At 61.4% G+C, this 18697-nt stretch carries 24 protein-coding genes; 5 read left to right on the forward strand and 19 right to left on the reverse strand.

All coding sequences use genetic code 11. The annotated features are described in order from the left end of the window. Positions 1-13: 13 nt before the first annotated feature. Complete coding sequence (locus ACMGFM_RS00920) at positions 14-733, forward strand: fumarylacetoacetate hydrolase family protein (RefSeq protein WP_436900394.1); 720 nt, start codon at positions 14-16, stop codon at positions 731-733. Here the strand turns inward: ACMGFM_RS00920 and ACMGFM_RS00925 are convergent. From ACMGFM_RS00925 to ACMGFM_RS00940, 4 genes are all read right to left on the reverse strand, one after another. Then, on the reverse strand, positions 730-1875 hold the full coding sequence (locus tag ACMGFM_RS00925) for a CBS domain-containing protein (RefSeq protein ID WP_436900395.1): 1146 nt from the start codon (positions 1873-1875) through the stop codon (positions 730-732). The genes ACMGFM_RS00920 and ACMGFM_RS00925 overlap by 4 nt on opposite strands. Before the next feature lie 91 nt (positions 1876-1966). Further along, positions 1967-3685, reverse strand: a complete 1719-nt coding sequence (locus ACMGFM_RS00930; RefSeq protein ID WP_436900396.1) for a type II secretion system F family protein — start codon at positions 3683-3685, stop codon at positions 1967-1969. Then, positions 3685-5583 (reverse strand): ATPase, T2SS/T4P/T4SS family, encoded by a 1899-nt coding sequence (locus ACMGFM_RS00935; RefSeq protein ID WP_436900398.1) that lies wholly within the window; start codon positions 5581-5583, stop codon positions 3685-3687. The genes ACMGFM_RS00930 and ACMGFM_RS00935 overlap by 1 nt, the downstream gene beginning before the upstream one ends. 3 nt (positions 5584-5586) lie before the next feature. Continuing rightward, positions 5587-6168, reverse strand: coding sequence for a DUF7310 family coiled-coil domain-containing protein (locus ACMGFM_RS00940; protein ID WP_436900399.1), 582 nt, complete (start codon positions 6166-6168; stop codon positions 5587-5589). Between the two features lie 83 nt (positions 6169-6251). Here ACMGFM_RS00940 and ACMGFM_RS00945 point away from each other — a divergent pair, with 83 nt between their 5' ends. Beyond that, on the forward strand, positions 6252-6710 hold the full coding sequence (locus ACMGFM_RS00945) for a cupredoxin domain-containing protein (protein ID WP_436900400.1): 459 nt from the start codon (positions 6252-6254) through the stop codon (positions 6708-6710). Between the two features lie 28 nt (positions 6711-6738). On the opposite strand, the gene ACMGFM_RS00950 is transcribed toward ACMGFM_RS00945, so the two are convergent. From ACMGFM_RS00950 to ACMGFM_RS00965, 4 genes are read right to left on the reverse strand one after another with little or no spacing between them, the layout of a single operon-like run. Then, entirely contained in the window at positions 6739-7359 is a 621-nt protein-coding gene (locus ACMGFM_RS00950) for a 30S ribosomal protein S3ae (RefSeq protein WP_436900401.1), read from the reverse strand. Further along, positions 7356-7616, reverse strand: a complete 261-nt coding sequence (locus tag ACMGFM_RS00955; RefSeq protein ID WP_436900402.1) for a KEOPS complex subunit Pcc1 — start codon at positions 7614-7616, stop codon at positions 7356-7358. Before ACMGFM_RS00955 ends, ACMGFM_RS00950 begins: the two co-directional genes overlap by 4 nt. Next, positions 7613-8710, reverse strand: coding sequence for a hypothetical protein (locus ACMGFM_RS00960; RefSeq protein WP_436900403.1), 1098 nt, complete (start codon positions 8708-8710; stop codon positions 7613-7615). Before ACMGFM_RS00960 ends, ACMGFM_RS00955 begins: the two co-directional genes overlap by 4 nt. 1 nt (position 8711) lies before the next feature. Continuing rightward, a complete protein-coding gene (locus ACMGFM_RS00965; RefSeq protein ID WP_436900404.1) occupies positions 8712-9173 on the reverse strand; it encodes a 30S ribosomal protein S15 in 462 nt (153 codons plus the stop codon). A 260-nt stretch (positions 9174-9433) separates the two neighbouring features. Between ACMGFM_RS00965 and ACMGFM_RS00970 the strand changes: the two genes are divergently transcribed. Then, complete coding sequence (locus ACMGFM_RS00970) at positions 9434-10876, forward strand: DUF7289 family protein (RefSeq protein WP_436900405.1); 1443 nt, start codon at positions 9434-9436, stop codon at positions 10874-10876. 18 nt (positions 10877-10894) lie between these two features. Here ACMGFM_RS00970 and ACMGFM_RS00975 read toward each other — a convergent pair whose 3' ends face one another. From ACMGFM_RS00975 to ACMGFM_RS01010, 8 genes are all read right to left on the reverse strand, one after another. After that, complete coding sequence (locus ACMGFM_RS00975; RefSeq protein ID WP_436900406.1) at positions 10895-11710, reverse strand: DUF7289 family protein; 816 nt, start codon at positions 11708-11710, stop codon at positions 10895-10897. Beyond that, positions 11703-12143, reverse strand: coding sequence for a DUF7266 family protein (locus ACMGFM_RS00980; protein WP_436900408.1), 441 nt, complete (start codon positions 12141-12143; stop codon positions 11703-11705). Before ACMGFM_RS00980 ends, ACMGFM_RS00975 begins: the two co-directional genes overlap by 8 nt. Next, positions 12140-13084: a hypothetical protein gene (locus tag ACMGFM_RS00985; protein ID WP_436900410.1), complete on the reverse strand. Its 945-nt coding sequence runs from the start codon at positions 13082-13084 to the stop codon at positions 12140-12142. Before ACMGFM_RS00985 ends, ACMGFM_RS00980 begins: the two co-directional genes overlap by 4 nt. Next, positions 13072-13689: a DUF7288 family protein gene (locus tag ACMGFM_RS00990; RefSeq protein WP_436900412.1), complete on the reverse strand. Its 618-nt coding sequence runs from the start codon at positions 13687-13689 to the stop codon at positions 13072-13074. The genes ACMGFM_RS00985 and ACMGFM_RS00990 overlap by 13 nt, the downstream gene beginning before the upstream one ends. Next, positions 13689-14246, reverse strand: a complete 558-nt coding sequence (locus ACMGFM_RS00995) for a DUF7287 family protein (protein ID WP_436900413.1) — start codon at positions 14244-14246, stop codon at positions 13689-13691. Before ACMGFM_RS00995 ends, ACMGFM_RS00990 begins: the two co-directional genes overlap by 1 nt. Positions 14247-14459: 213 nt before the next feature. Beyond that, positions 14460-14993: a GNAT family N-acetyltransferase gene (locus tag ACMGFM_RS01000; RefSeq protein WP_436900414.1), complete on the reverse strand. Its 534-nt coding sequence runs from the start codon at positions 14991-14993 to the stop codon at positions 14460-14462. A gap of 1 nt (position 14994) precedes the next feature. Beyond that, on the reverse strand, positions 14995-16173 hold the full coding sequence (gene glmU, locus ACMGFM_RS01005; protein ID WP_436900416.1) for a bifunctional sugar-1-phosphate nucleotidylyltransferase/acetyltransferase: 1179 nt from the start codon (positions 16171-16173) through the stop codon (positions 14995-14997). Between the two features lie 37 nt (positions 16174-16210). Beyond that, a complete protein-coding gene (locus ACMGFM_RS01010) occupies positions 16211-16381 on the reverse strand; it encodes a hypothetical protein (RefSeq protein WP_436900417.1) in 171 nt (56 codons plus the stop codon). 89 nt (positions 16382-16470) lie between these two features. Between ACMGFM_RS01010 and ACMGFM_RS01015 the strand changes: the two genes are divergently transcribed. Next, positions 16471-16986: a DUF5813 family protein gene (locus ACMGFM_RS01015; RefSeq protein WP_436900418.1), complete on the forward strand. Its 516-nt coding sequence runs from the start codon at positions 16471-16473 to the stop codon at positions 16984-16986. Here the strand turns inward: ACMGFM_RS01015 and ACMGFM_RS01020 are convergent. Together ACMGFM_RS01020 and ACMGFM_RS01025 are read right to left on the reverse strand one after the other, a co-directional pair. Then, positions 16983-17213: an Lrp/AsnC ligand binding domain-containing protein gene (locus ACMGFM_RS01020; RefSeq protein WP_436900419.1), complete on the reverse strand. Its 231-nt coding sequence runs from the start codon at positions 17211-17213 to the stop codon at positions 16983-16985. The two genes, ACMGFM_RS01015 and ACMGFM_RS01020, sit on opposite strands and share 4 nt — an antisense overlap. A 1-nt stretch (position 17214) precedes the next feature. Next, positions 17215-17898, reverse strand: coding sequence for a potassium channel family protein (locus tag ACMGFM_RS01025; protein WP_436900420.1), 684 nt, complete (start codon positions 17896-17898; stop codon positions 17215-17217). Between the two features lie 79 nt (positions 17899-17977). On the opposite strand from ACMGFM_RS01025, the gene ACMGFM_RS01030 reads away from it, so the two are divergent. After that, a complete protein-coding gene (locus ACMGFM_RS01030) occupies positions 17978-18208 on the forward strand; it encodes an Lrp/AsnC ligand binding domain-containing protein (RefSeq protein ID WP_436900422.1) in 231 nt (76 codons plus the stop codon). A 52-nt stretch (positions 18209-18260) separates the two neighbouring features. Here the strand turns inward: ACMGFM_RS01030 and ACMGFM_RS01035 are convergent, their stop codons facing one another. Next, complete coding sequence (locus ACMGFM_RS01035) at positions 18261-18539, reverse strand: hypothetical protein (protein ID WP_436900423.1); 279 nt, start codon at positions 18537-18539, stop codon at positions 18261-18263. Between the last annotated feature and the right edge of the window lie 158 nt (positions 18540-18697).

Below are 18697 nucleotides of genomic sequence, written 5' to 3' on the forward strand. Positions count from 1 at the left end.
GGAAGGCCCGAGCATGAAACTGGCACGCATCGAGACCGACGATGGCATTCTGACCGGCGAATACGATGACGGGACGGTGACCGTCGACGGCGACGAATACAAACTCGGCGAGGACGCAACGCTACGTGCGCCCTGTGAGCCCGGAACGTTCTACTGCATCGGCCGCAACTTCGCGGAGAAAATCGACCAGATGGACTACGATATTCCGGAGATTCCGGACTGGTTCATCAAGCCTGCCGTTTCACTCCACCCGCCGGAGCAGCCAATCGAGTATCCCGACTGGACCGAGGAACTGACCTACGCTGGCGAACTGGCTGCCGTCATCGACGAGGAGTGTACGGACCTCGATGGCGAGGACGAGGTCAAAGACGTGCTTCGGGGCTGGACGATTCTCAACGACCTCGACGCGCTGGACCAGGAACGGCGGACTGCGCGCAAAGCGTTCGACGGGTCAGCACCGCTGGGGCCTGTTATCGAGACGGACCTCGATCCGCGAGATATCGAGATCGAGACACACATTTCCGGAGAAAAACGTCAGGACGCGACGACTGACTGGATGATCTTCGACCCCTACGAGGCGCTTGCCTTCCTCTCGGAACGATACACGTTCAAACCCGGCGATGTCATCTCCTTTGGCAGCCCCGCGAACCCGGGACTGATCGAACCCGGCGACGATATCGAAATCTGGTACGAAGGAATCGGCCGACTGAAAAATACGGTCGTCGAATCCTAGAGTTCGCCCAGTTTTCTGAGCAACTGGCCACGGTACTCCTCGTCAGCGCGGACGCCTTTCAGTTCGAGGACACGCCGTTCGAGTTTGTCGAGCGCGACGTTAAAGGCCATATCGGCACCGTAGCCCTCACCGGAGCCTGCAACCTGGCCCTTGTTGGTCCGCAGTCGGACCTGACACTGGATCAGGGGCGTCCCGCGGAGTTTCTCTTTGTGTTTGTGGAACCGGACGTGTGCATGCTGGACCTGCATCTCCTGATACTTATCCGCAGTTGCCTGAATCTCCTCGCGAATCTCCTCGCGGGTGAGCGTGTCCAGCAACTTGATGTTCGTAATCTGGACATCCATATGGTCCTCTTCGGTGTACGTCAGCGCGCGGAGCACGTCCGTCTTCGTGACGACGCCAGCAACGATGGAGTCGTTGTCTTCGGGCGTGACGACGAGACCGGCGTAGTTGTTGTCGAGCATCTGCTTGACCGCTGACTTGACCGTCGCGCCGGCAGTCGTCGTCGCGACAGGACTGGACATGATGTCGTAGGCTGGAATATCGAGGACGCGGTCGATGTCGCCGGAGCGGTCGCCTTTTTGCTGGCGCTCCATGTCACGGACAGCGAAATCGGCGATGTCGTGGGTCGTCACCATCCCGGTGAGTTGGCCGTCCTCGTCGACAACCGGCAGCCGGGAGATGCTGTTCTCCCGGAGCATGTTGATACACCGTCCGACCTGCGTGTCCTCGGTGACCGTCACAACCTCGGCCGTGTAGATGTCGGAGACATCGAGGGTGTCGAGATTGTCGAGGACGGCCTCGAGGATGGCCTCCTCGCTGACAATACCCCACAGCGTTTCGCCCTCGAACACCGGGGCAATCTTTGCGCCACTCTCGACGAGCACCCGCGCCACTTCGCGCACGTCGTCCGTTCGCCGGACCTTCGGTGCCGACCGCACAAGTCCCCGGACTTTCGCGTCATCCTGAACGTGTGACTGGATGAGCTGTTTCTGGTTGATGATCCCCGTGTATTCGCCGTCTTCAGTGACCACAATCCCTTTCGGTCGCTGGTCGTCCTCGAACATCGACCGGACTTTTCCAAGACGCTCGTCCGCGTCGATCTCGGCGTAATCAGGAGTGGCTATGTTAGAAATATCCATCGTAATATCCATATGAATCTTCAATACGTGGCATAATCAAAGTTGGTCTCGCTCCCAGCGAGAGAAAACCGACGGCCTCGGCCACCAGAACTCACAGTAACGTCCCAACGAGCAGATACGACGCAAAATACGTGACTGTCGCGGCTCCAACCGCGCGGCCGATTCGATAGCCCAGCAGTTCCCGGTCCAGCCCGCGGGTCAGTCCCGTCGCCAGCGCGGTCAACACCACCGCGAGCAACAGCGCATACCAGCCGACTGGCCCGCCCAGCCAGACCAGTGACTGGGTCTGCTCTGCGAGAAACTCCTCGCCGCCGATGCCCGCAGCGAGTGCCACAGTTGCCCCAGCAACGAGTGGGCCAAAGAGCATGCCGGTCGTCTGGAGTGTCTGGCAGACGTGTGCGAGCGAGCGTCTGGACTCCTGTTCGATTGTCCGCAAGTCCTCGACGTGGTCACCGAGCGCTAGCAGCGCACTCCCGGCCGGCCGCCCCTCTCGCGCCGCGAGTGCGAGCAACGCAACGCTCCCTCGAACGCGCTTGCTTGGCACGTCTGCCAGCACGCCGTCCTGACCGAGAAAGGCCTCTTCGACACCAATCTGTAGCTGTCGGTGCCGGCGCGCGCCAGCGAGCAACACCGCTCCGAGTTCGTCGTCGAGTTCCGAGCCAGTGTGTTCGATTGCCGTTTCAACGGCTCGCCCATTCGCGACTCGGCGGCCAATCAGCGTCAGCGCGTCCGGCAGCGACGCCTCAATCTCGCGGATCCGCTCGTACTGACTGACGACTGGCTGGTAGTAGAGCCACAGTGCAACGCTGACACCGATTCCGATTCCGGCGACTGGCGGCCCCCAAGACGGCGTAACTAGCGCCGCCGCGAGCGCCGCGCCGACTCCAGTCGCGGTGCCGGCACCGACCGCGAACCACTGTCGGTTAGCCACGCCGTCCTGACTCGTTGCCACTCCCGGTGGCGGAAAGGCGACCGGCCGGCGAGCCAGCAGCCATACCGCGGCACCGAGCAGTATGCCCGGCAGAACGATATCGTACATCGCGATAACGGTCAGTGGCGTCACCGCGATACCGACGGCACTCCCTGCCGGCAACAGTGCCACGAGCGCCGTTGGGAGTAACACGCCGAAGGCGTACAGCGCCGTCACTGGCGTCCGGACGGTTGCGGCGAAACTCTCCATCTGTTCGCGAGTTCCCTCTAAGACGACCGCCAGCGCGCGGTCGAGCAGGCGCTCTCGGTCGCGGTCGGCCGCAGTTCCTGCTGCTGACACCAGCGAGACTGAGCGCCGCAGCGAGGGAAACAGGTCGGTCCAGGACTCCCCGAACGCAACCAATCCAGACTTGCCGGTGTGTTGGGCTTGTCGGACGTGGCCCGCCAGACTCCCGGTGAGCAATCCATCACCAGTCTTCGCAGCGAAATCAGCCGCCCGCTCCGGCGTCGGGGTGAGGCGCATACTCAAGACCATCCGAGCGACGAGGTCGGGCGCGGCTCCCAGCGCGCTGGTCCGACGCGCCGTTGCCCACAGTTTCGGTGCCGTGTGCACTACGTGAGTCGTTAACAGTGCGAGGCTGACGGCCCCGAGCAGCGCCGCGAGTCGAAACGTCGCTGGCACTGCAAGCGCACACAGCAACAGAACGAATCCGACCACTACGCCGGCGACGTAGCCAGCCCTGACGACGACTGCAGGACGAACCGGCCGGCCGAGTACATCGAGTGCCAGCCGGAGCTCTGTGCTTGCCTCAACGTCCCACGGGTAGCAGGCAGCGAGTCCGTCGAGGACGCGAGCCAGTGGGTGCGTGTCGCCCGTCATTAGCGGTCCTCGTGTGACGCGACGAGTGCGCCGGGCTCTGTTGTGCCGCGCTCAGCGAGCGATTCGAGCAATCGTTCGCGCTGCTGGCACTGCTCGCGCACGCTGGCGTACGCCTCGTCCGCGGCGCGCATCCCGTCAATGGCTGTGCTGTTGCCGCGCTCGATTCTCCCGGTCGATTCGAGTCCGTCCTCACTCCGCTCGAACAGTGCCTCGAACTCAGGATCGGTATCGCCACACACTTCTTCGATTGCGCTGACGCGACGGGTCCCGTCGGCGGTCAACTCACAGGTGACCACCAGGTCCGTCACGCCGAACGATGACGCTGACACGCCAAGGTCCTCGACCACACGCTCGTACACCGCGCCCGCGCCGTCGCCGTGGATCGTTCCGAGCACTGCCTCGCTGTTTGCTCCGACGCGCATCGCCTCATACAGAACGCTCGCTTCGGACCCGCGGACTTCACCGACGACGATAGCACCATCACCGAGGCGGAGCGCGGTCCGCAGGGCCTCCGCTGGGGAAAAGTCGTCGTCAGTACTGGCGCGCAACTGCTGGACATCACGGCCTGCCTCTTGCAGTCGTGTGACTGGAAGCTCTGGCGTGTCCTCAATGGCGACAGTCCGAACTGCCGGCGGGAGTTCCCACAACAACGCCCCAAGTAGTGTCGTCTTGCCAGCACCACGCGGTCCCGCGACCAGCGTCGCCGTCCCTCGCTCGACGGCGACGGAGAGCACCGCTGCGGCCGATGTCGAGAGGGTGTTGTTTCCGACCAGCGCGGGCAGCGTCCAGACTGCGTCGTCCTGTGCCCGGAAGGCAAAGGCGCTCCCGTCGCTGGGCGGGTCGGTGACGCCAGCGACACGAACCTGTCTGTCGGCGACAGTCGCGGTGGCGTCGAGTGTCGGGTCAGCCCGTGAAAACGCCCGGCCGCTCTCGCGGCGGAACCGTGAAGACAGCGCCGCGACGCCCGCTTCAGTGGGCCGGACATTCGTCCGGTAGCTGTTCCCGTCTGCGGTGACACGGAGCCAGTTTTCCGGTGCCGGTGCGGTCACGAACACGTCCGAGACTGTCGGGTCTGCGAAGAGGTCTTCGAGCAGTCCGAACCCTCTCGTATGCTTTTCCAACACTGCAGTCACCGTCTCGACCGAGACCGTGTCGGGGTACTCTTCTGCTGCCAGCACGGCCCTGACGGCCCGTCCCGGCGCGCGCTGTTCACCCTCGAACTCTCCGTCAGCGAGGCGTTCGTATGCGGTGGCCAGCAGGGCTAACTCGGCGTCTGAAAACGACCGCTCGACCGGTGAGAGGTAGTACCGGTCAACGCCCGCTTCTGGCTCGTATCGGCGGACAGTCGCCCCGGTATCGAGGTCGCGAACATCTCTGAGCTGACTATCTGGCGGCGGCGTGGTTGTCACTCGCCAGTGGCTCACGGTTGGGCCAACCGTCGGTGCGAGTGCCGTCTCGTAGCTCTCGGCCGCCGCGGCGAGTTCGGAGAGGCCAGTCTCGGCCGCGACTCGTCGCGCGGCGTCAGCGCGACCCGTTGCTTCTCGGGCTGCTCCGAGTGGGTCACGAGCACAGGTGGCTGCGAGTCGCTCGTCGTGAAACTGCATCGTTTCGACGAATCTGCCGGCGGCCAGCAGCAACGCCGCAGCGTCACCTTCGTAGGCACGAACCACGCCGTCGGTTTCGACTTGGACAGTTGTCGCGTCTCGCTCGGTGAGCGCGCCGATGACTCGCTCGCGGCAGTCAGGGCTCTCGGTTACCCGGCCCTCGTTTTCACAGGCCGTCGCGTCGACCCGGAGTGTCTCGTCTGCGAACTGGTGGGTACAGCCACAGCCATCAGTCTGTTCGTCGCTTCCAAGGAGTGACTGCAGCGCCGCGGGAAGGCGTTCGCTGAACGACATCGTCTACAGGAGCTCTCTAATCCGCTGGAGTCTTCCGGTCTCCTCGGACTCATCAGGCACGAGTGCGTTTTCACTGGATCTATTCTCAGGTGGTTGATGGGTCGCTCCGCCGTCTGTTTCGGCCGTGTTCTCACTGTGGACGTGACCACAGGGCTGACAGCGCCGCTCGTTCGTCTCCTTCGCGGCTGAGGTTTGCTGGTGGGCAGGCCTGCCTGAACGGTCGGTCGGGTCGACGGGCTGGGTGTGTGGGGTGTTCTGGTGATCTGGTGGCTGCGGAGTCGATTCCGACTGCGCTGTGTTGGCTGTCGACTCGTCGAGTTCGTCTTCGAGCGCCCGGACTTTCGCGAGTGCCGTGTCGGCACGCTGTTCGACTTCGTCGTTGACCGAGCGGACGTTACCGACGTAGCCACGGAGTGCCTGTGTCGCCGCTTCGAGGTCATCCAGCGTGGATTCGACGGTATCGAGACGAGATTCGAGGTCTGAGAGTCGCTCGTCGTGTGCTGCTGTGTCGCCACCACCATCGAACTCTCCATCCGCTACGGTCCGTTCGAGCGCCTCGACGCGCTCCCGTAGTGAGTCGTCCATACGCCCGCTGGTCCGGTGCTGGTATTTGAACCCTCGGTCCAGTAACCGAGTGGTCTAAGCCTATCCAGTCCTGAGTCCCGACTATGAAACGTCGTGCCTTCCTGGCCCTCGCTGGTGCAGGCGTCTCCACGAGTCTCGCGGGCTGTTTCGACGGCTCCGCAGCTGCGGGTGAAGACAACCGTGTCACGATGACACAGGTAGACTTTCGCCCCGAAGAACTCACGGTCCCGGTCGGAACTACCGTCTCCTTCGATAACACGAGTAGTCACAGCCACACCGTGACGGCCTCTGGCCTTCCCGACGCCACCGACGAGTCCGAGTACTTCGCCTCTGGTGGGTTCGACGACTACGACGCCGCCAAAGACGCGTGGGACGCCCGTTCCGGCGGCATCCTCGAACCTGGCGAAGCCTACGAGAACACGTTCACGACGCCCGGACGCTACGACTACGTCTGTATTCCACACCTGCGGGCCGATATGGTCGGCGTGGTCTACGTCGAACCCGAAGACGAGTCTGGCAACGAGACGACGAGCGGATACTGAACAAAAGGGTCCGCACTGAGGCGGCGACTTACTCTTCGACGTTGACGCTCGCTTCTTCTTCGGCTTCGACTTCTTCCGGTCGGGCTTCCAGTGTCATCTTCTGGATTTCGACGCGGCGAAGCGGGTAGATCGTCTTCGCTTCGTTGTAGATTGCCGAGGAGAGTCGGCCTTCGACGACACTGTCGGTGATGTCCTCGAAGGTTCGTTCGCGGGCGCTCTCGCGGACGATGTCGATCATCGTCCGGCGGATTGCCTTCTCCTGACTCTCGTCTGCGGACTTGGTCGTGAGCGCGACCGGCTGGATCTGCACACGGTAGTCGTCTGCAGTCAGCACCGTGATGTAGGCCTCGATTTTCGAGGAGCCACGGCGAACGAGACTGCGCAGGTAATCCCGCGTCAGTTCGTGCTTGATGAACTCCGTGTATGCCGTGTCGCTCGCGACCTCGTTGATCTTGAACTTGAGTTTGGTGTTGTTCCCGCTGGCGTCGTTTTTCAGATCGCCCAGCGTTGTTTCGATGGTGCGACCGAGCACCTGGTCCGGTTCGTCTGCTGGTGTTTCACCGAGTTCCTCCCTGTCGAACTGCTCGGGAGCCTGCACGGTGTACCACCGCTTTTCCTGTTTCTGCTTGGATACTGATCGTTCGCTCATATTTGTGTTGTCTCTGTGGACGCGTCCCCGTCCGTGGGCAATAGCTGTACCGCCACCTGGAGATTGACGACGTAATCGTCGACTGTCGACTGCAAGCCTCCTGTCGAATCGCGCTCGATGGTCGTGACCACTGCCGGTCCGTCGACAGTGGTCTCCATCGACGCAGTGTTGTCGGGTGTGAGTGCTGCTGCGACTGCCTGAGCCGTCTCGGCGTTACCGTGCTCGGTTTCGACCCGAGCGCGTCTGCGTCCGGTCATAGTGCCTCCGTGAACGCTGCAACGAACTCGGTTGCGTCACCGTCGAACTGCGCCCGGCCGCGACGGCCGACCGCCTCGCTGGTCCCGCCGACCGCGCTCGTCGCGGCTGAGAGAGCGTCTTCGAACCCATCGCCGACGACCGCCGCGCGGTCTGTGCCGACCGTGAGAACGACCGGTTCCGGCGAGCGGTAGTCGGCGGCGAGTTCGGCAGCAGTCTCGACGGGCGCGCCTGGCTCACACTGGACGACGAACAGCCCATCGTATCGGCTGGTCGTCGCCGCTCGAAGCGCGTCGTGTGCACGCTGTCCGTGCGTGCGCCAGTGGTCGAGCGCTGTCTCACGGTCAAGTTTCCCGACCGCGAGGACAATCGCGAGTCCGGGTTGTTCGCGGGCAAGTGCCCCGAGCACGTCGGCGTAGCCGCCGATGGTCTCGAAGGGACCGCCTGCGAGCGGACGCAACACTTTCTCGACGGCCTCGCTCCCGCGGGTCGTCCCGCCGGGGTCGTCTGCAACGGCCAGCGCAACTGCTGACGCGAGTTGTCGACGGTCCTCGTCGGTTGGATCTGCCTGAAAGTCGAAACCGAGTTCAGCCTCGTCTGTGCCCGAGAAAGGCGCGTGGACGAGTGTCGAGTGGGCAAGTCCGTCTCTGAGATCCGATGTTGGCACCGCCACGCCGGGCCGGCGCTCGATTCCGTGCTCGGCGGCAACCGTCGCGAGGTCGTCGCCGGGATGACCCTCACGGGCAACGGTCCCGGCCAGCGCGAGCGGGAGGTCGCCGGCACCGAGTTCGCGGGCCGTAGCGTGTGCAGTGCGTGCAGCAGCATCGTCCAATCCGATTGTCGAGTCGCTGCCGGCCACCGTTCGTCCGATTCCGACCGTCAGGTCTGCGTCGGTATCGCGTGCGGCTGGCTGCGCCAGCGCCACGACTGACGTCTGGTACGGCGTCCCTTGCTGGCCGAGTGCGTCGGCAAGCAACGCGGCGGCAGCGACGCTATCGGCGTCGGCCGCTGCGACGAGACGGACAAACTCCGCCTCGCGGAGCGCACCTTCCAGATCAGTTGGGGTCGGTTTGGTCGGGTGGCCGGCGGTCGACATCTTAGATCAGGTCTCGGGCTTCGTCGACGCTGTAACTGAAGTCCTCGTCGAGTTCGTCGCCTCGGTAGTAGTTGATGAGGCGGCGAATCTTCGACTCCGTGTTCTGGAGCGCGCGCTTGTTCTGGTGGTCGGTCTGGTTCTCCTGCACGTGGTCGCGCAGGCGAACAGCCTTGGCCATCAGGTTGCGCAGGTCTTCCGGGATGTCCGGGTCTGCGTCGTGTTCGTCGAGGATTTCGGTTACCTTCTTGTCCGTCGCGAGTGTGACATCAGGGATCGGGGTGCCCTGAACGCCCTCGTCGCGAAGCTTCAGGCCGATTTCGCTCGGGCTGTGGCCCTCCTCGGCTAGTTCGACGACGCGCTCTTCGATTGCGTCGGCATCTACGTCGCTCCACTCCGGTGGGTCGTCTGCCGCTGGCTTGTCCGATCCGGACGAGCCACGGCGGCGTGAGTGCATTCGTGCCATTGTTGTCTTGGAACTGCACGAACCGCTGCGTGCGGTCGCGATGGATGCTGTGGCCGTGTTGGCCGACACTCCCACAATCCCAAGCCGCCCAATCAGGCGGCGAGTCAGATTTGCGGTCGTGCGTTCCCATTCCTGACGAACAGCTAGCGACGGTTAATCATTTCTGTTCGTCCGCTGGCTGACTCGTGACAACGTTCCTTAATATCTCTCGTGATAATTGGCAAAAACGCTTATTCGTGGTCCGAGTGTAGTCTGAAAGAATGAGGGGAAACGACCATGAAACCGTTTCAGACGCGCACTCCGGAAGAGTGCGTGCCCAGAGCGAGACGCTCGGATTTATTTTGCTATTCTCAATTGTAATTCTCGGTGCGGCGACAGTGCTCGTGTTCGGTGCAGTTGCGGTGTCCGATTCCCAGCAGAGTCTCTCGGGCGACCGTGCCGAGAAGGTGATGACACAGATGGACTCGGAGATATCGATGGTCGCACTGGGTCGGACCAACAGTCAGGAGATGCAGTTCGAGCGCAGCGACCGCGAGCAGTTCAGCGTCGACGGTGACGCCGGAACTATCAACATCACGACTGTCGGCAGCGGCCCGGACACCGTGATTATGCCCGATACCAAGCTGGGTGCCGTCGTGTTCGAGCGTGGAGAGACGAAAATCGCCTACCAGGGTGGTGGTGTCTGGCGCTCCGACGGTGGCCCGGGGAGTTCGATGATCTCACCTCCAGAGTTCAACTACCGCGACCAGACACTGACGCTGCCGCTGGTGACGATTTCCGGTGACAAATCTCTCAGCGGCGACGCGGTCATCCGAAAAGACGGACCGAGCCAGAGCTATTTCCCGAACGCGACAAAAAGCCTCAGCAACCCACTCGAAGACGAGATCGTCCAAGTTACCATCGAGAGTGAGTACCACCTCGGCTGGAAGACCTACTTCAACGAGCGGACCGAGGGTGATGTGACCTATACGCCGAGTCAAAACCGCGTCACGGTGAACCTCACCGCGCCGGCAGTCGAGGAGTTCGAGCACGGCGCGGCGACGACTGGCCCAAACCCGCCACAGAGTAAAAATAACGGCGAAATTATCGGCAGCACCCGGACGAACATCCAGAGCGCGTCGGTCAGTCCGAACGTCGAAGACCAGATTTCGAACTGTCCGTCTGGTTGTACCGACATTGATGGGACACTCAGCGGCACGAAGACCGCCGGCACCTACTTCACTGACGAGGAACTGGAGGTCGAAGACACCGTACTCGACACGAGCGACGGTGATATCAGGGTCGTCGTCGACGACGAACTGAGCTTCAGCGGAAGTACCGAGCTGGACATTACCGGCGATGGCCGGGTTAAATTTTACGTCAACGACACCGTCGACTTCAGCGGTACCCCGGACATCAACACCGGGGGCGACCCCGAACAACTCCTGATGCTCGTTCATTCGAGCGTCGACGAAGTCGGAAACAACGGCTCGCCACAGTTCACTGGGTACATCTACGCACCGAACAGTAATTTCAACATAAACGGTGGCGGCAGCGTCGACGAGAACATCGTCGGCGGCGTCGTCGCCGAGGAAATTGACGTCGGAAACGGTGTTATCAACCACGTGCCGCCGGACGATCTCGAACTGAGACTCGGCGCGCCGACGAACGTCCTCACGTTCCTGCACATCAGTACCAACCCGGTCACGGTCACGGCCGATTGACCCCCGCTGTTTCTGGCGTTAGATTTCTATCGTAACTCTGATTCCCTGCACCGTCACGAACGTCTGTCTAATCTCGTTACCGCCGTCGTCGAGGTCGACCTCACATTCGAGGCTCCCGCCACTGGCCGTACAGCTCGTGTTCGGGTCCGGCAACTCCGATTCGAGGAACTCTCGCCAGGTCCCTTGTCGCGGAGAGCCAGAGATGTTGATTGTTAGCTGTTTGTATCGGTTATCTGACAGTGACGTGTCGGTGGCGACCACCGACCGCCTCGTCGAACTTGCCCGCACGAGAACCGTGGCACCACCAGCAGATATTGAGGCGTCTCCGAACGTTCGGACAACGGTTACGAATCCTCGCTCCTCGTCGAAGTCGATTGGCGGTTCCTGCAACATGAAGCTGGCTCCAGACTGTTGGCGAAACACTGCACCGCCCGAGTAGATGTATTCAGTGTCGCCGAGCCCGGTGAACGCGATTGGATTGATTTCAGACCGGTCGAAGGTGACGTTGCCGCTCCCAGCCTCAGTCACGCTGACGTTGACCACGACTGGGTCTCGGAGCTCGACGGCACCTGTCTCAGCACTGATCTCGGTCGCTCGGGAGGGGGCTCCCTGACCGTAGATCTCTGCGAGGTTGTTCTCGAGAATGTCGAACGCGCGCTCGGCATTCCGGCTTTGCTCGGACTGTTTGGCCGAGTCCAGTGCCGGCAATCCGCTGATCGAGACGAACCCGACGGTCAGGAAAATCAGCGAAAAGATGAGGATGTAGCCGACGACCTCACTCAGTGCCCGGTCACGCTCGCCAGGGCCGGCCGGCCCACCGGGAAGGTTAGGCACTGTCGACCACCACCGCGTCCTCAGATTGGTCGTACCTGACGATGATTTCCCCGCCAGACGCACTCGAATCCGCCAGTGCAGTCGTGTTTGTGAGCGCGACGGTCACCTCTATCTGAGGCCGTGAGCTTTCGAGACGCAATTGCGGCCCGTCTTCCTCCAGATATATCTGGTAGGAACTCCCGACCACCCGTGCAGGGAAGCGCTGTTCAATACGAACTGTACTCTCGCCCATGCCACTCTGGTTGAGTCGGTCTGCTGCATTGACGTGTGTTGCCACCTGTTCGCCAATAATATCGAGTTCAGTCCGAATGACTTCCTCGCGTTGATCCTCGACGAAGCTTCCGCCAGCGAGGATCAGCCCCGAGACCAGGATGACGGTGATAGAAAGCGTCAACACGTATCCCAGCGCCGTTGAGAGCGCTCGATTCGTCATCGTGGCTCACCCGGGGCAACCCGAACCAATGTGTGGTACTCAATTTCTGGCGTCTGGTAGTGCATCTCGACGATGGCACTGTACATTGCGGGCGTCACGCGAGGGCCATCACCGGGGCCGCCGACATCGGCGTAGTTGTCGTTCGACGAACTGAGACTTGTATTGTCGACGACGAGGCTGTAGTTGCCGAAAATCTCGTCGGCGTTCTCGAATCGGACGGTGTAGTCTGGACCGACACCTGCTCCAAAGTGCAGTGGCTCGCCGTTTTCGGTGTCGATCAGTGCCGGACACGGCTCGCCGTTGACTGTTCCGTCGGTCAGGTCAACCGTCTCGATGGTTTCCGAACACGTCTCGGACGCTCCGCTCGGTCTCGTAACGGTTATCGACCCGCTGTCGATCTCGGCTTCCCACGTATTCGAGCTATCGTTGACGATGACTGAGAACGGATTGTCGATGTTCGATGCGTTGATCTCGAACGCGCGAGTCTGGTCAACGTTGTCCGCCAGTGTCCAACTTGCATTGGACCTGTTCGACTCGAAACTCGTCCCATCGGTTTGGAAGATACGCGACCCGTTTGTCGTGCTGTTGAGTTCGAGAGCGACTGCCGTACCGCTTCGAGCCTGTTGAATGCCGGTGTAATCGTTGAGTTCCCCGATACTTCGACTCACGCTCCGCCAGACGGGTGTGGGGTCAGTTCCGGTACTGTTGAATTTGTTGGCATAGCCAATCACGTTGCCCACGGCCTGTGTCGTGCTGTGTCGGTATTCGAGCGCCTCCGTCGAGTCGACATTCTCGCTACGGGTTGCAAGATTTTCGGTGAAAATTGCCGAGTTGACGATGATGGCGAGACCGAGGAAAATGGCTGCCAGTGCGAACGCTGTGACGAGGATGAGCTGTGCGCGGTCGCTCCGGCGGTCATCGCCCGGACTCAGATTCGCCATGCGACCACCTCCACGACGACGATGTTGTACAGCCCGTCGCTATTTGGCTCTAACTGTGGTGGTGGGCCGTTTCTGATGTACAGGTCGGCCTCGGCCACAGTTGTCTCGTTGCGCGTTCCGTCCTCGTTCACGATTCGTGTATCGTTGGTGAGACTGATCGTCCGCGTCGCAGAAATCGCGTTGTCACTCGGTGTCCCTTGCAGAACCATCGTCTCCTGGTTTATCGTCCCCGTCGTCGACTGGTACCGGACGATGACGTTGTAGGCGATTCCCTCCTGAGTGAACGCCTGTTCGAGTTTTTGCCCGAACTCGTTGTCCGGTGGGTCGTCCGTGTAGAACCCCTGTCCGGCCGTGTTGTGGAATCGCTGTCCAGTTTCGTTCCAGTACAGCACTGCCGCTTCCAGCGAGCCATCTTCGGCCGCGCTCGCGAGCACGCCCTGTGCGACTGCACGCTGCTGACCCTCGATATGCTGGCTCGAAGTACTCGCCGATAGCGGCGTCACAATCGTCACCTGTAGCGCGAACGCGACGGCAGTCAGTAGCACGATTGCGGCGACGACGGCTTCGAGCGTGTACGCCTGTCCGCGGTCATCACGAGAGCGCATCAGGAGACGACCACCTCCATTGTTACATCCTCGCCAGCGAGGGTGACGATTCGCGTTGCGGTCGTGGTCGAGCGCTGCTGTTCGAGCGGGTCACCAATCGTCAGTTCCACGTCACCAACAGACTCGTCAGTCGTCAGTTCGCGGTCGTCCTCATCCCAGTACAATTGCGAGAGCCCGCTGCCGCCGGTCAGATTCGCACGGAGCGTTATGTTGACCGCCCGATAGTCAGCAAGCCCGAGCTGTTCGTTCAGTGGCTTGTCGTCGTATCGGCAGGTGTCGTCGTTCGTGTCCGGGTCCTCGTCGTCTGCCCGGTCGAAAAAGGCCACCGTACAGCCGCGGTCGAGGATGTACGGTTCGTCGGGGCTGCCCAGTGTATCCTGTGCGAGATAGTCGGCAGTCCGGTCGACGGTCACAGCTTCTGACTGTCCGGTGATAGTAAACGGTGTCAGGATTCCGGGTGCAAACACGAAAATAAAGATGATTGCACCCAGAAACACGCTGATCCCAATCGTGAAGTCTATTTGTGTCTGTGCTCGCTCAGTATGGTTATCTGTCATATCCTCGTCTTGATTCGCAATCGTTTCATCTGATAGTAGCCGCTCCCCTATCGCAGCGGCCGTTCGGGCGCGCTCGGTGCGGCCAGCCTCCCCGACATCTGTCTGGCCTCCCGTGGTTCGCCACGTTGTTCGCCGGAACTAACGAACTCCCGTCTTATATCCATTGTGGCCAACGAGGTCTGGTTTCAATACGTGATAGCTGCGGTGGCGTATTCAGTGCTCACGCATCTGTTTCTCGAAGTGGATGAGTTCGTACTCGCCGTGCTCGGACCGCTCGACTTCGTCGTAGCCAGCGTCGGCGTACAGTGCGAGTGCTCGGCGCTGGCGTTGTGCTGTTGTCGCCAGCAGTCGCTCGTAGCTGTCGTCGACTCGCCCTTCGAGTTCGGCCAGTAACGCCCGACCGAATCCCTGGCCCTGTGCCGGCGGCGCGACGCGCATCCGGTGGAGTTCGACACTGCCCGGAACGGTTCGCTCGTCGTCGTGGCCCGACTCGTTGGGCAGGAATCCACCCATTGCAGCTACCTGTCCGTCGAACGTTTCCGGCACTGACGGGTCCAGTGAGTCGACAATACCGACCACGAACTCGCCGTCGCCGTCGAGATATGTCGCTTCGATGTGTCGAACGTCCTCAGTCCCGGGAATGTCGGCTGGGTCGGTGCCCGCCTCACGCATCGCCCACTCGTGTAGCTCCACAACTGCCGACTGGTCTCGTGGGTCGTACCGCCGGAAGCGCAACGCTGTCGTCATGTCACCGGTCTCTAGTGACGGACTCGCCAGGTGTTGTCCGCGCACCCGTCGAGAGCACGACGCCCGGAGACAGGCTCGTATTGATTCCTGTTTTTACATCGTCACCCGCGACAACGCCGAACTTTCGCCGGCCGGTCGAGACGCGCTCGCCTTTGACGGTCAGTTGAACGTCTCCGCCGTCGTGACGGAGGTTTGCAACGTTGGTTCCGGCACCGAAGTTCACCTCCCGGCCGAGTACACTATCGCCCACGTAGGAGAGATGGGGAACCGCGCTCTTTGCCATGATGACGCTGTTTTTGATTTCGACCGATTGGCCGACCTTCGTGTTCTCGGCGAGCAGTGTTCGCCCGCGCACGTAGGCGTTGGGTCCCACGGTCGCGCCTTCGCCGATATATGCAGGGCCTTCGATGACCGACCCTGACTTGACGGTCGCACCGTCTTCGACCACAACAGCCCCGTTAATCGTCGCAGTGTCGGCGACAGTGCCGTCGAGTCGACGGTCAAGAGTTCCGAGTCGCCATTCGTTGGCTTCGAGTAGTTCCCACGGTCGGCCAACATCGAGCCAGCGGTCGAGTTCGACAACTCGGACGTCGAACTCGTCGATGACGCGGGCGAGCACGTCTGTGAGTTCGTATTCGCCGCGCTCAGATTCCGAGACATCGAGATACTCCTGTGCGGCGGCCGGGAACTGATAGGCTCCGGCGTTCGCGAGATTCGACGGTGGGTCCGCAGGTTTTTCGACAATGTCGGTCACTGTCGACCCGTCCGTCGACAGCACGCCGTAGTTCGTTGGGTCGTCGACGGGCATCGCAGCAACTGCGGGGCCCTCCTCGAACAGTGCAGCGATACTGTCGTCGTAGAGATTGTCGCCGTTGATGACGACAAACGGGCCATCGAGCTCGGGTGCTGCCGCCCGCACTGCGTCCGCGGTCCCGCGTTGCTCACTCTGTGTGACGAACGTCACCGGAACATCCCGGTAGGACTCGCCGAAATACGCGGTCAGCTCCTCGCGTTCGTATCCGACAACGATAATCAATTCAGAAACGCCGCCCTCGACGGCCGCGTCGGCGGCGTGGGCGACCAGCGGGCGGTCGGCGACTGGTACCATCGGCTTCGGGAGGGAGTCGGTCAGCGGTCGCAGCCGAGTTCCCTGCCCCGCAGCTAGCAGTACTGCTTGCATGGCCGTACCGTCGCGGCCGTGACTGATATGCCTACCGTCACCGGCGTTTCGAGCCGCGGCGCGCCGAGACTGGTGCGCGGTCGCCGAACGATTCCCCACAGCTTGGGCACTCGCCATCCTCGTAGAAGACGCGCGGTCCCGCGCGGGTCTCAGGGTCCCAGCGAACTCGATAGCCACACCGTTCGCAGAGTGTCGTTCGTTCGGCCATACAACAGCTACTCGCTCGGCCGGCAAAAATCCTGACTGCGTGCAGAGAGAGACGCCGACCTTTTGACGGCTCAGCGCCTACATTGGGGTATGACAGCGGAGATTCCTGATTCTGCCCGCGACGCGTTCGAGGGCCACGACGCAATTACTGACACCGAGGAAGGATACGCCGTCGAGACGACTGTGTTCGACGGGTTCGTTCGCGCAAGCGAGGGGCCAGATTGGAAGAATACCTACACCGTTACCGTCTTTGTGCCGACGCTTTCGGCAGCGACCACCGAGGCGGTCGGTCCGGCCGTCGAAGATGGCTGGCGAGACACCCTCGAACGGCGACTCGAAGACGCCCCGCAGGCTACCCGCTCGAACGTCGACTTGCACGACCTCTCTGTCGAAGAAATTGACGACGAACTCCAGATCACCTTCACCTTCGAGTGGGGCGACGCTGACCGGGCCGCCGCAATTGCAAAAACCTTCGTCGAATATGTCGAGGGAACGTACGTCGAGGGGATTGTGCCGGGCTACGAGTACGTCTCACCGGTTGCTGACTTGCTTTCGGCAGCAAGTCAGGGCGACGACGGGGCCACCCGCGGCGGCACGCCGCTCTAGTCCATCGCAATATAGGTCTGTGTACCGCTGACGCCGTCGATTGACTGGACTTCTGTTGCAGCAATATCTTTGACCTGACTCGGCGCATCGACAGCGACGACGGCGATGAGGTCCACGTCGCCAGCGACGATATGTGTCCGCTCGACGCCGTCGATAGCCGTGATTGCGTCTTTGAGTCGGTCCGCCTCGCTCGTGTTCGCCTTGATCATGACGTATGCTCGTACCATCTTAGGCACCTCCAAGTTGCGCTTGCGCTGATTCGCCGACGATCAACTGCCGGGCCTTGTTGATATTCTCTGTTTCTCCGAGGACGACGACTCTGTCACCGCTCTCAAGAGAGTCGTCCGCGTCCGGAAGTCGAAGCGCCTCGCCTGCCGGGCCGTATGCAATCAGTCGTGCTGCTCCCGGGAGTTCGAGTTCACTCAGTGTGTAGTCTTCCATTGGCGACTCGGGGGTAACAGTGAACTCGACAATCTGCAGGGACTGCTCGATATCCGCAATAGCGCGGATGTTGCCGCCGGTCAGGGCGTTTTTCGCGACAATTGCGCCGAGACGCTCCGGATAGACGATCTGGTCGACCTCCTTGACGTAGCGACGGTAGATATCTTCGCGGTAGTCCTCGTCGATCCGCATGACTGTCCGACAGCCGTACTGGTTGGCAATCGCACAGGCCGCGTAGTTAGCGTTGAGGTTGCCGGTCAATGCTCCGACGGAGTCGGCGGTTTCGATCCCCGCCTCGCTGAGTATTGCCTCGTCTGTGCAGTCGCCATGGATGACCTCGAACCCTTCTGAGCGTGCCCGCCTGACGGCTGTCTCGTCGGGGTCGATGAGCACGACCTCGTGGTCGGACTCCCGAATTGCCCGCGCGGTCCGCAGTCCAACCCGACCCGCGCCCAGAATTACGAAACGCATGTGTTACCGTACGACAAGGAGGGGGATAAAACTATCCCGGGGGGAACACTTTTCTCCTGACATGTCGTAACATACCATAATGGTTCAGGCATTTATTATGATCAAAACTGCTGCGGGCGAGTCCGCGACGGTTCGCGAGCGTGTACTGGAGATGGACCCCGTACTGGAGGCGCACGTTGTCGCGGGGCAATACGACGTGATTGCTGAAGTGCAGGGCGGAGAAGTCTACGAAGTCATCCACGCGGTTGCGACTGACCTCACGAGTCTCGACGGCGTCGTCGACACGCGCACTTACATCTGTCTTGAGTAGGGTGTCTTCTGAACACTGTTCACTCGATTCGTACGTGTTCCTGCACGGGGTGTTAACGCTCGGTAAGTGAGACTCTCATCGCCCACGCGTCTCTCTCGTGTGTTGTTCCGGTTTCAACGCAGAGTCTGGCGCTGATTCCGGGGAGGCCGAGACCGTGACTGGTCGCCTGTTGCCACGCCGTCCGGGCAGACAGGGCCACAGCGCCCACAGTGAAGACACTCAGCGCTACAAGCACGGGGTGGGCTACCACCACCAGTACTGCGCCGAGCAGGCCAGCTGTGAGATAGCCACTCGTAACCGAGTCATCTCTGGGTTGCTGTCGTTTCATCATATCTGTCTGTAGTGGCCGGTATCGTATAAGTTCAATCTGAATGATATTTCTGTAAACCGCGCTACTGAAATTTCCTTCAGTTGTGGCTGACGCTGGCGCTGGACTGCGTGCACGTCCTCCTGAACATAAAGGTACAACTGCGTTGCTCTCTCATCGAC

Source organism: Halovenus halobia (genome assembly GCF_051414135.1).
GTDB lineage: Archaea > Halobacteriota > Halobacteria > Halobacteriales > Haloarculaceae > Halovenus > Halovenus halobia.

What these genes read in the sequence shown, in the direction of transcription:
- ACMGFM_RS00920 (WP_436900394.1), top strand. Translation starts at nt 14, where the DNA reads ATGAAACTGGCACGCATCGAGACCGACGATGGCATTCTGACCGGCGAA.
- ACMGFM_RS00925 (WP_436900395.1), bottom strand. Translation starts at nt 1,875, where the DNA reads ATGGATATTTCTAACATAGCCACTCCTGATTACGCCGAGATCGACGCG.
- ACMGFM_RS00930 (WP_436900396.1), bottom strand. Translation starts at nt 3,685, where the DNA reads ATGACGGGCGACACGCACCCACTGGCTCGCGTCCTCGACGGACTCGCT.
- ACMGFM_RS00935 (WP_436900398.1), bottom strand. Translation starts at nt 5,583, where the DNA reads ATGTCGTTCAGCGAACGCCTTCCCGCGGCGCTGCAGTCACTCCTTGGA.
- ACMGFM_RS00940 (WP_436900399.1), bottom strand. Translation starts at nt 6,168, where the DNA reads ATGGACGACTCACTACGGGAGCGCGTCGAGGCGCTCGAACGGACCGTA.
- ACMGFM_RS00945 (WP_436900400.1), top strand. Translation starts at nt 6,252, where the DNA reads ATGAAACGTCGTGCCTTCCTGGCCCTCGCTGGTGCAGGCGTCTCCACG.
- ACMGFM_RS00950 (WP_436900401.1), bottom strand. Translation starts at nt 7,359, where the DNA reads ATGAGCGAACGATCAGTATCCAAGCAGAAACAGGAAAAGCGGTGGTAC.
- ACMGFM_RS00955 (WP_436900402.1), bottom strand. Translation starts at nt 7,616, where the DNA reads ATGACCGGACGCAGACGCGCTCGGGTCGAAACCGAGCACGGTAACGCC.
- ACMGFM_RS00960 (WP_436900403.1), bottom strand. Translation starts at nt 8,710, where the DNA reads ATGTCGACCGCCGGCCACCCGACCAAACCGACCCCAACTGATCTGGAA.
- ACMGFM_RS00965 (WP_436900404.1), bottom strand. Translation starts at nt 9,173, where the DNA reads ATGGCACGAATGCACTCACGCCGCCGTGGCTCGTCCGGATCGGACAAG.
- ACMGFM_RS00970 (WP_436900405.1), top strand. Translation starts at nt 9,434, where the DNA reads ATGAGGGGAAACGACCATGAAACCGTTTCAGACGCGCACTCCGGAAGA.
- ACMGFM_RS00980 (WP_436900408.1), bottom strand. Translation starts at nt 12,143, where the DNA reads ATGACGAATCGAGCGCTCTCAACGGCGCTGGGATACGTGTTGACGCTT.
- ACMGFM_RS00985 (WP_436900410.1), bottom strand. Translation starts at nt 13,084, where the DNA reads ATGGCGAATCTGAGTCCGGGCGATGACCGCCGGAGCGACCGCGCACAG.
- ACMGFM_RS00990 (WP_436900412.1), bottom strand. Translation starts at nt 13,689, where the DNA reads ATGCGCTCTCGTGATGACCGCGGACAGGCGTACACGCTCGAAGCCGTC.
- ACMGFM_RS00995 (WP_436900413.1), bottom strand. Translation starts at nt 14,246, where the DNA reads ATGACAGATAACCATACTGAGCGAGCACAGACACAAATAGACTTCACG.
- ACMGFM_RS01000 (WP_436900414.1), bottom strand. Translation starts at nt 14,993, where the DNA reads ATGACGACAGCGTTGCGCTTCCGGCGGTACGACCCACGAGACCAGTCG.
- glmU (WP_436900416.1), bottom strand. Translation starts at nt 16,173, where the DNA reads ATGCAAGCAGTACTGCTAGCTGCGGGGCAGGGAACTCGGCTGCGACCG.
- ACMGFM_RS01010 (WP_436900417.1), bottom strand. Translation starts at nt 16,381, where the DNA reads ATGGCCGAACGAACGACACTCTGCGAACGGTGTGGCTATCGAGTTCGC.
- ACMGFM_RS01015 (WP_436900418.1), top strand. Translation starts at nt 16,471, where the DNA reads ATGACAGCGGAGATTCCTGATTCTGCCCGCGACGCGTTCGAGGGCCAC.
- ACMGFM_RS01020 (WP_436900419.1), bottom strand. Translation starts at nt 17,213, where the DNA reads ATGGTACGAGCATACGTCATGATCAAGGCGAACACGAGCGAGGCGGAC.
- ACMGFM_RS01025 (WP_436900420.1), bottom strand. Translation starts at nt 17,898, where the DNA reads ATGCGTTTCGTAATTCTGGGCGCGGGTCGGGTTGGACTGCGGACCGCG.
- ACMGFM_RS01030 (WP_436900422.1), top strand. Translation starts at nt 17,978, where the DNA reads ATGGTTCAGGCATTTATTATGATCAAAACTGCTGCGGGCGAGTCCGCG.
- ACMGFM_RS01035 (WP_436900423.1), bottom strand. Translation starts at nt 18,539, where the DNA reads ATGATGAAACGACAGCAACCCAGAGATGACTCGGTTACGAGTGGCTAT.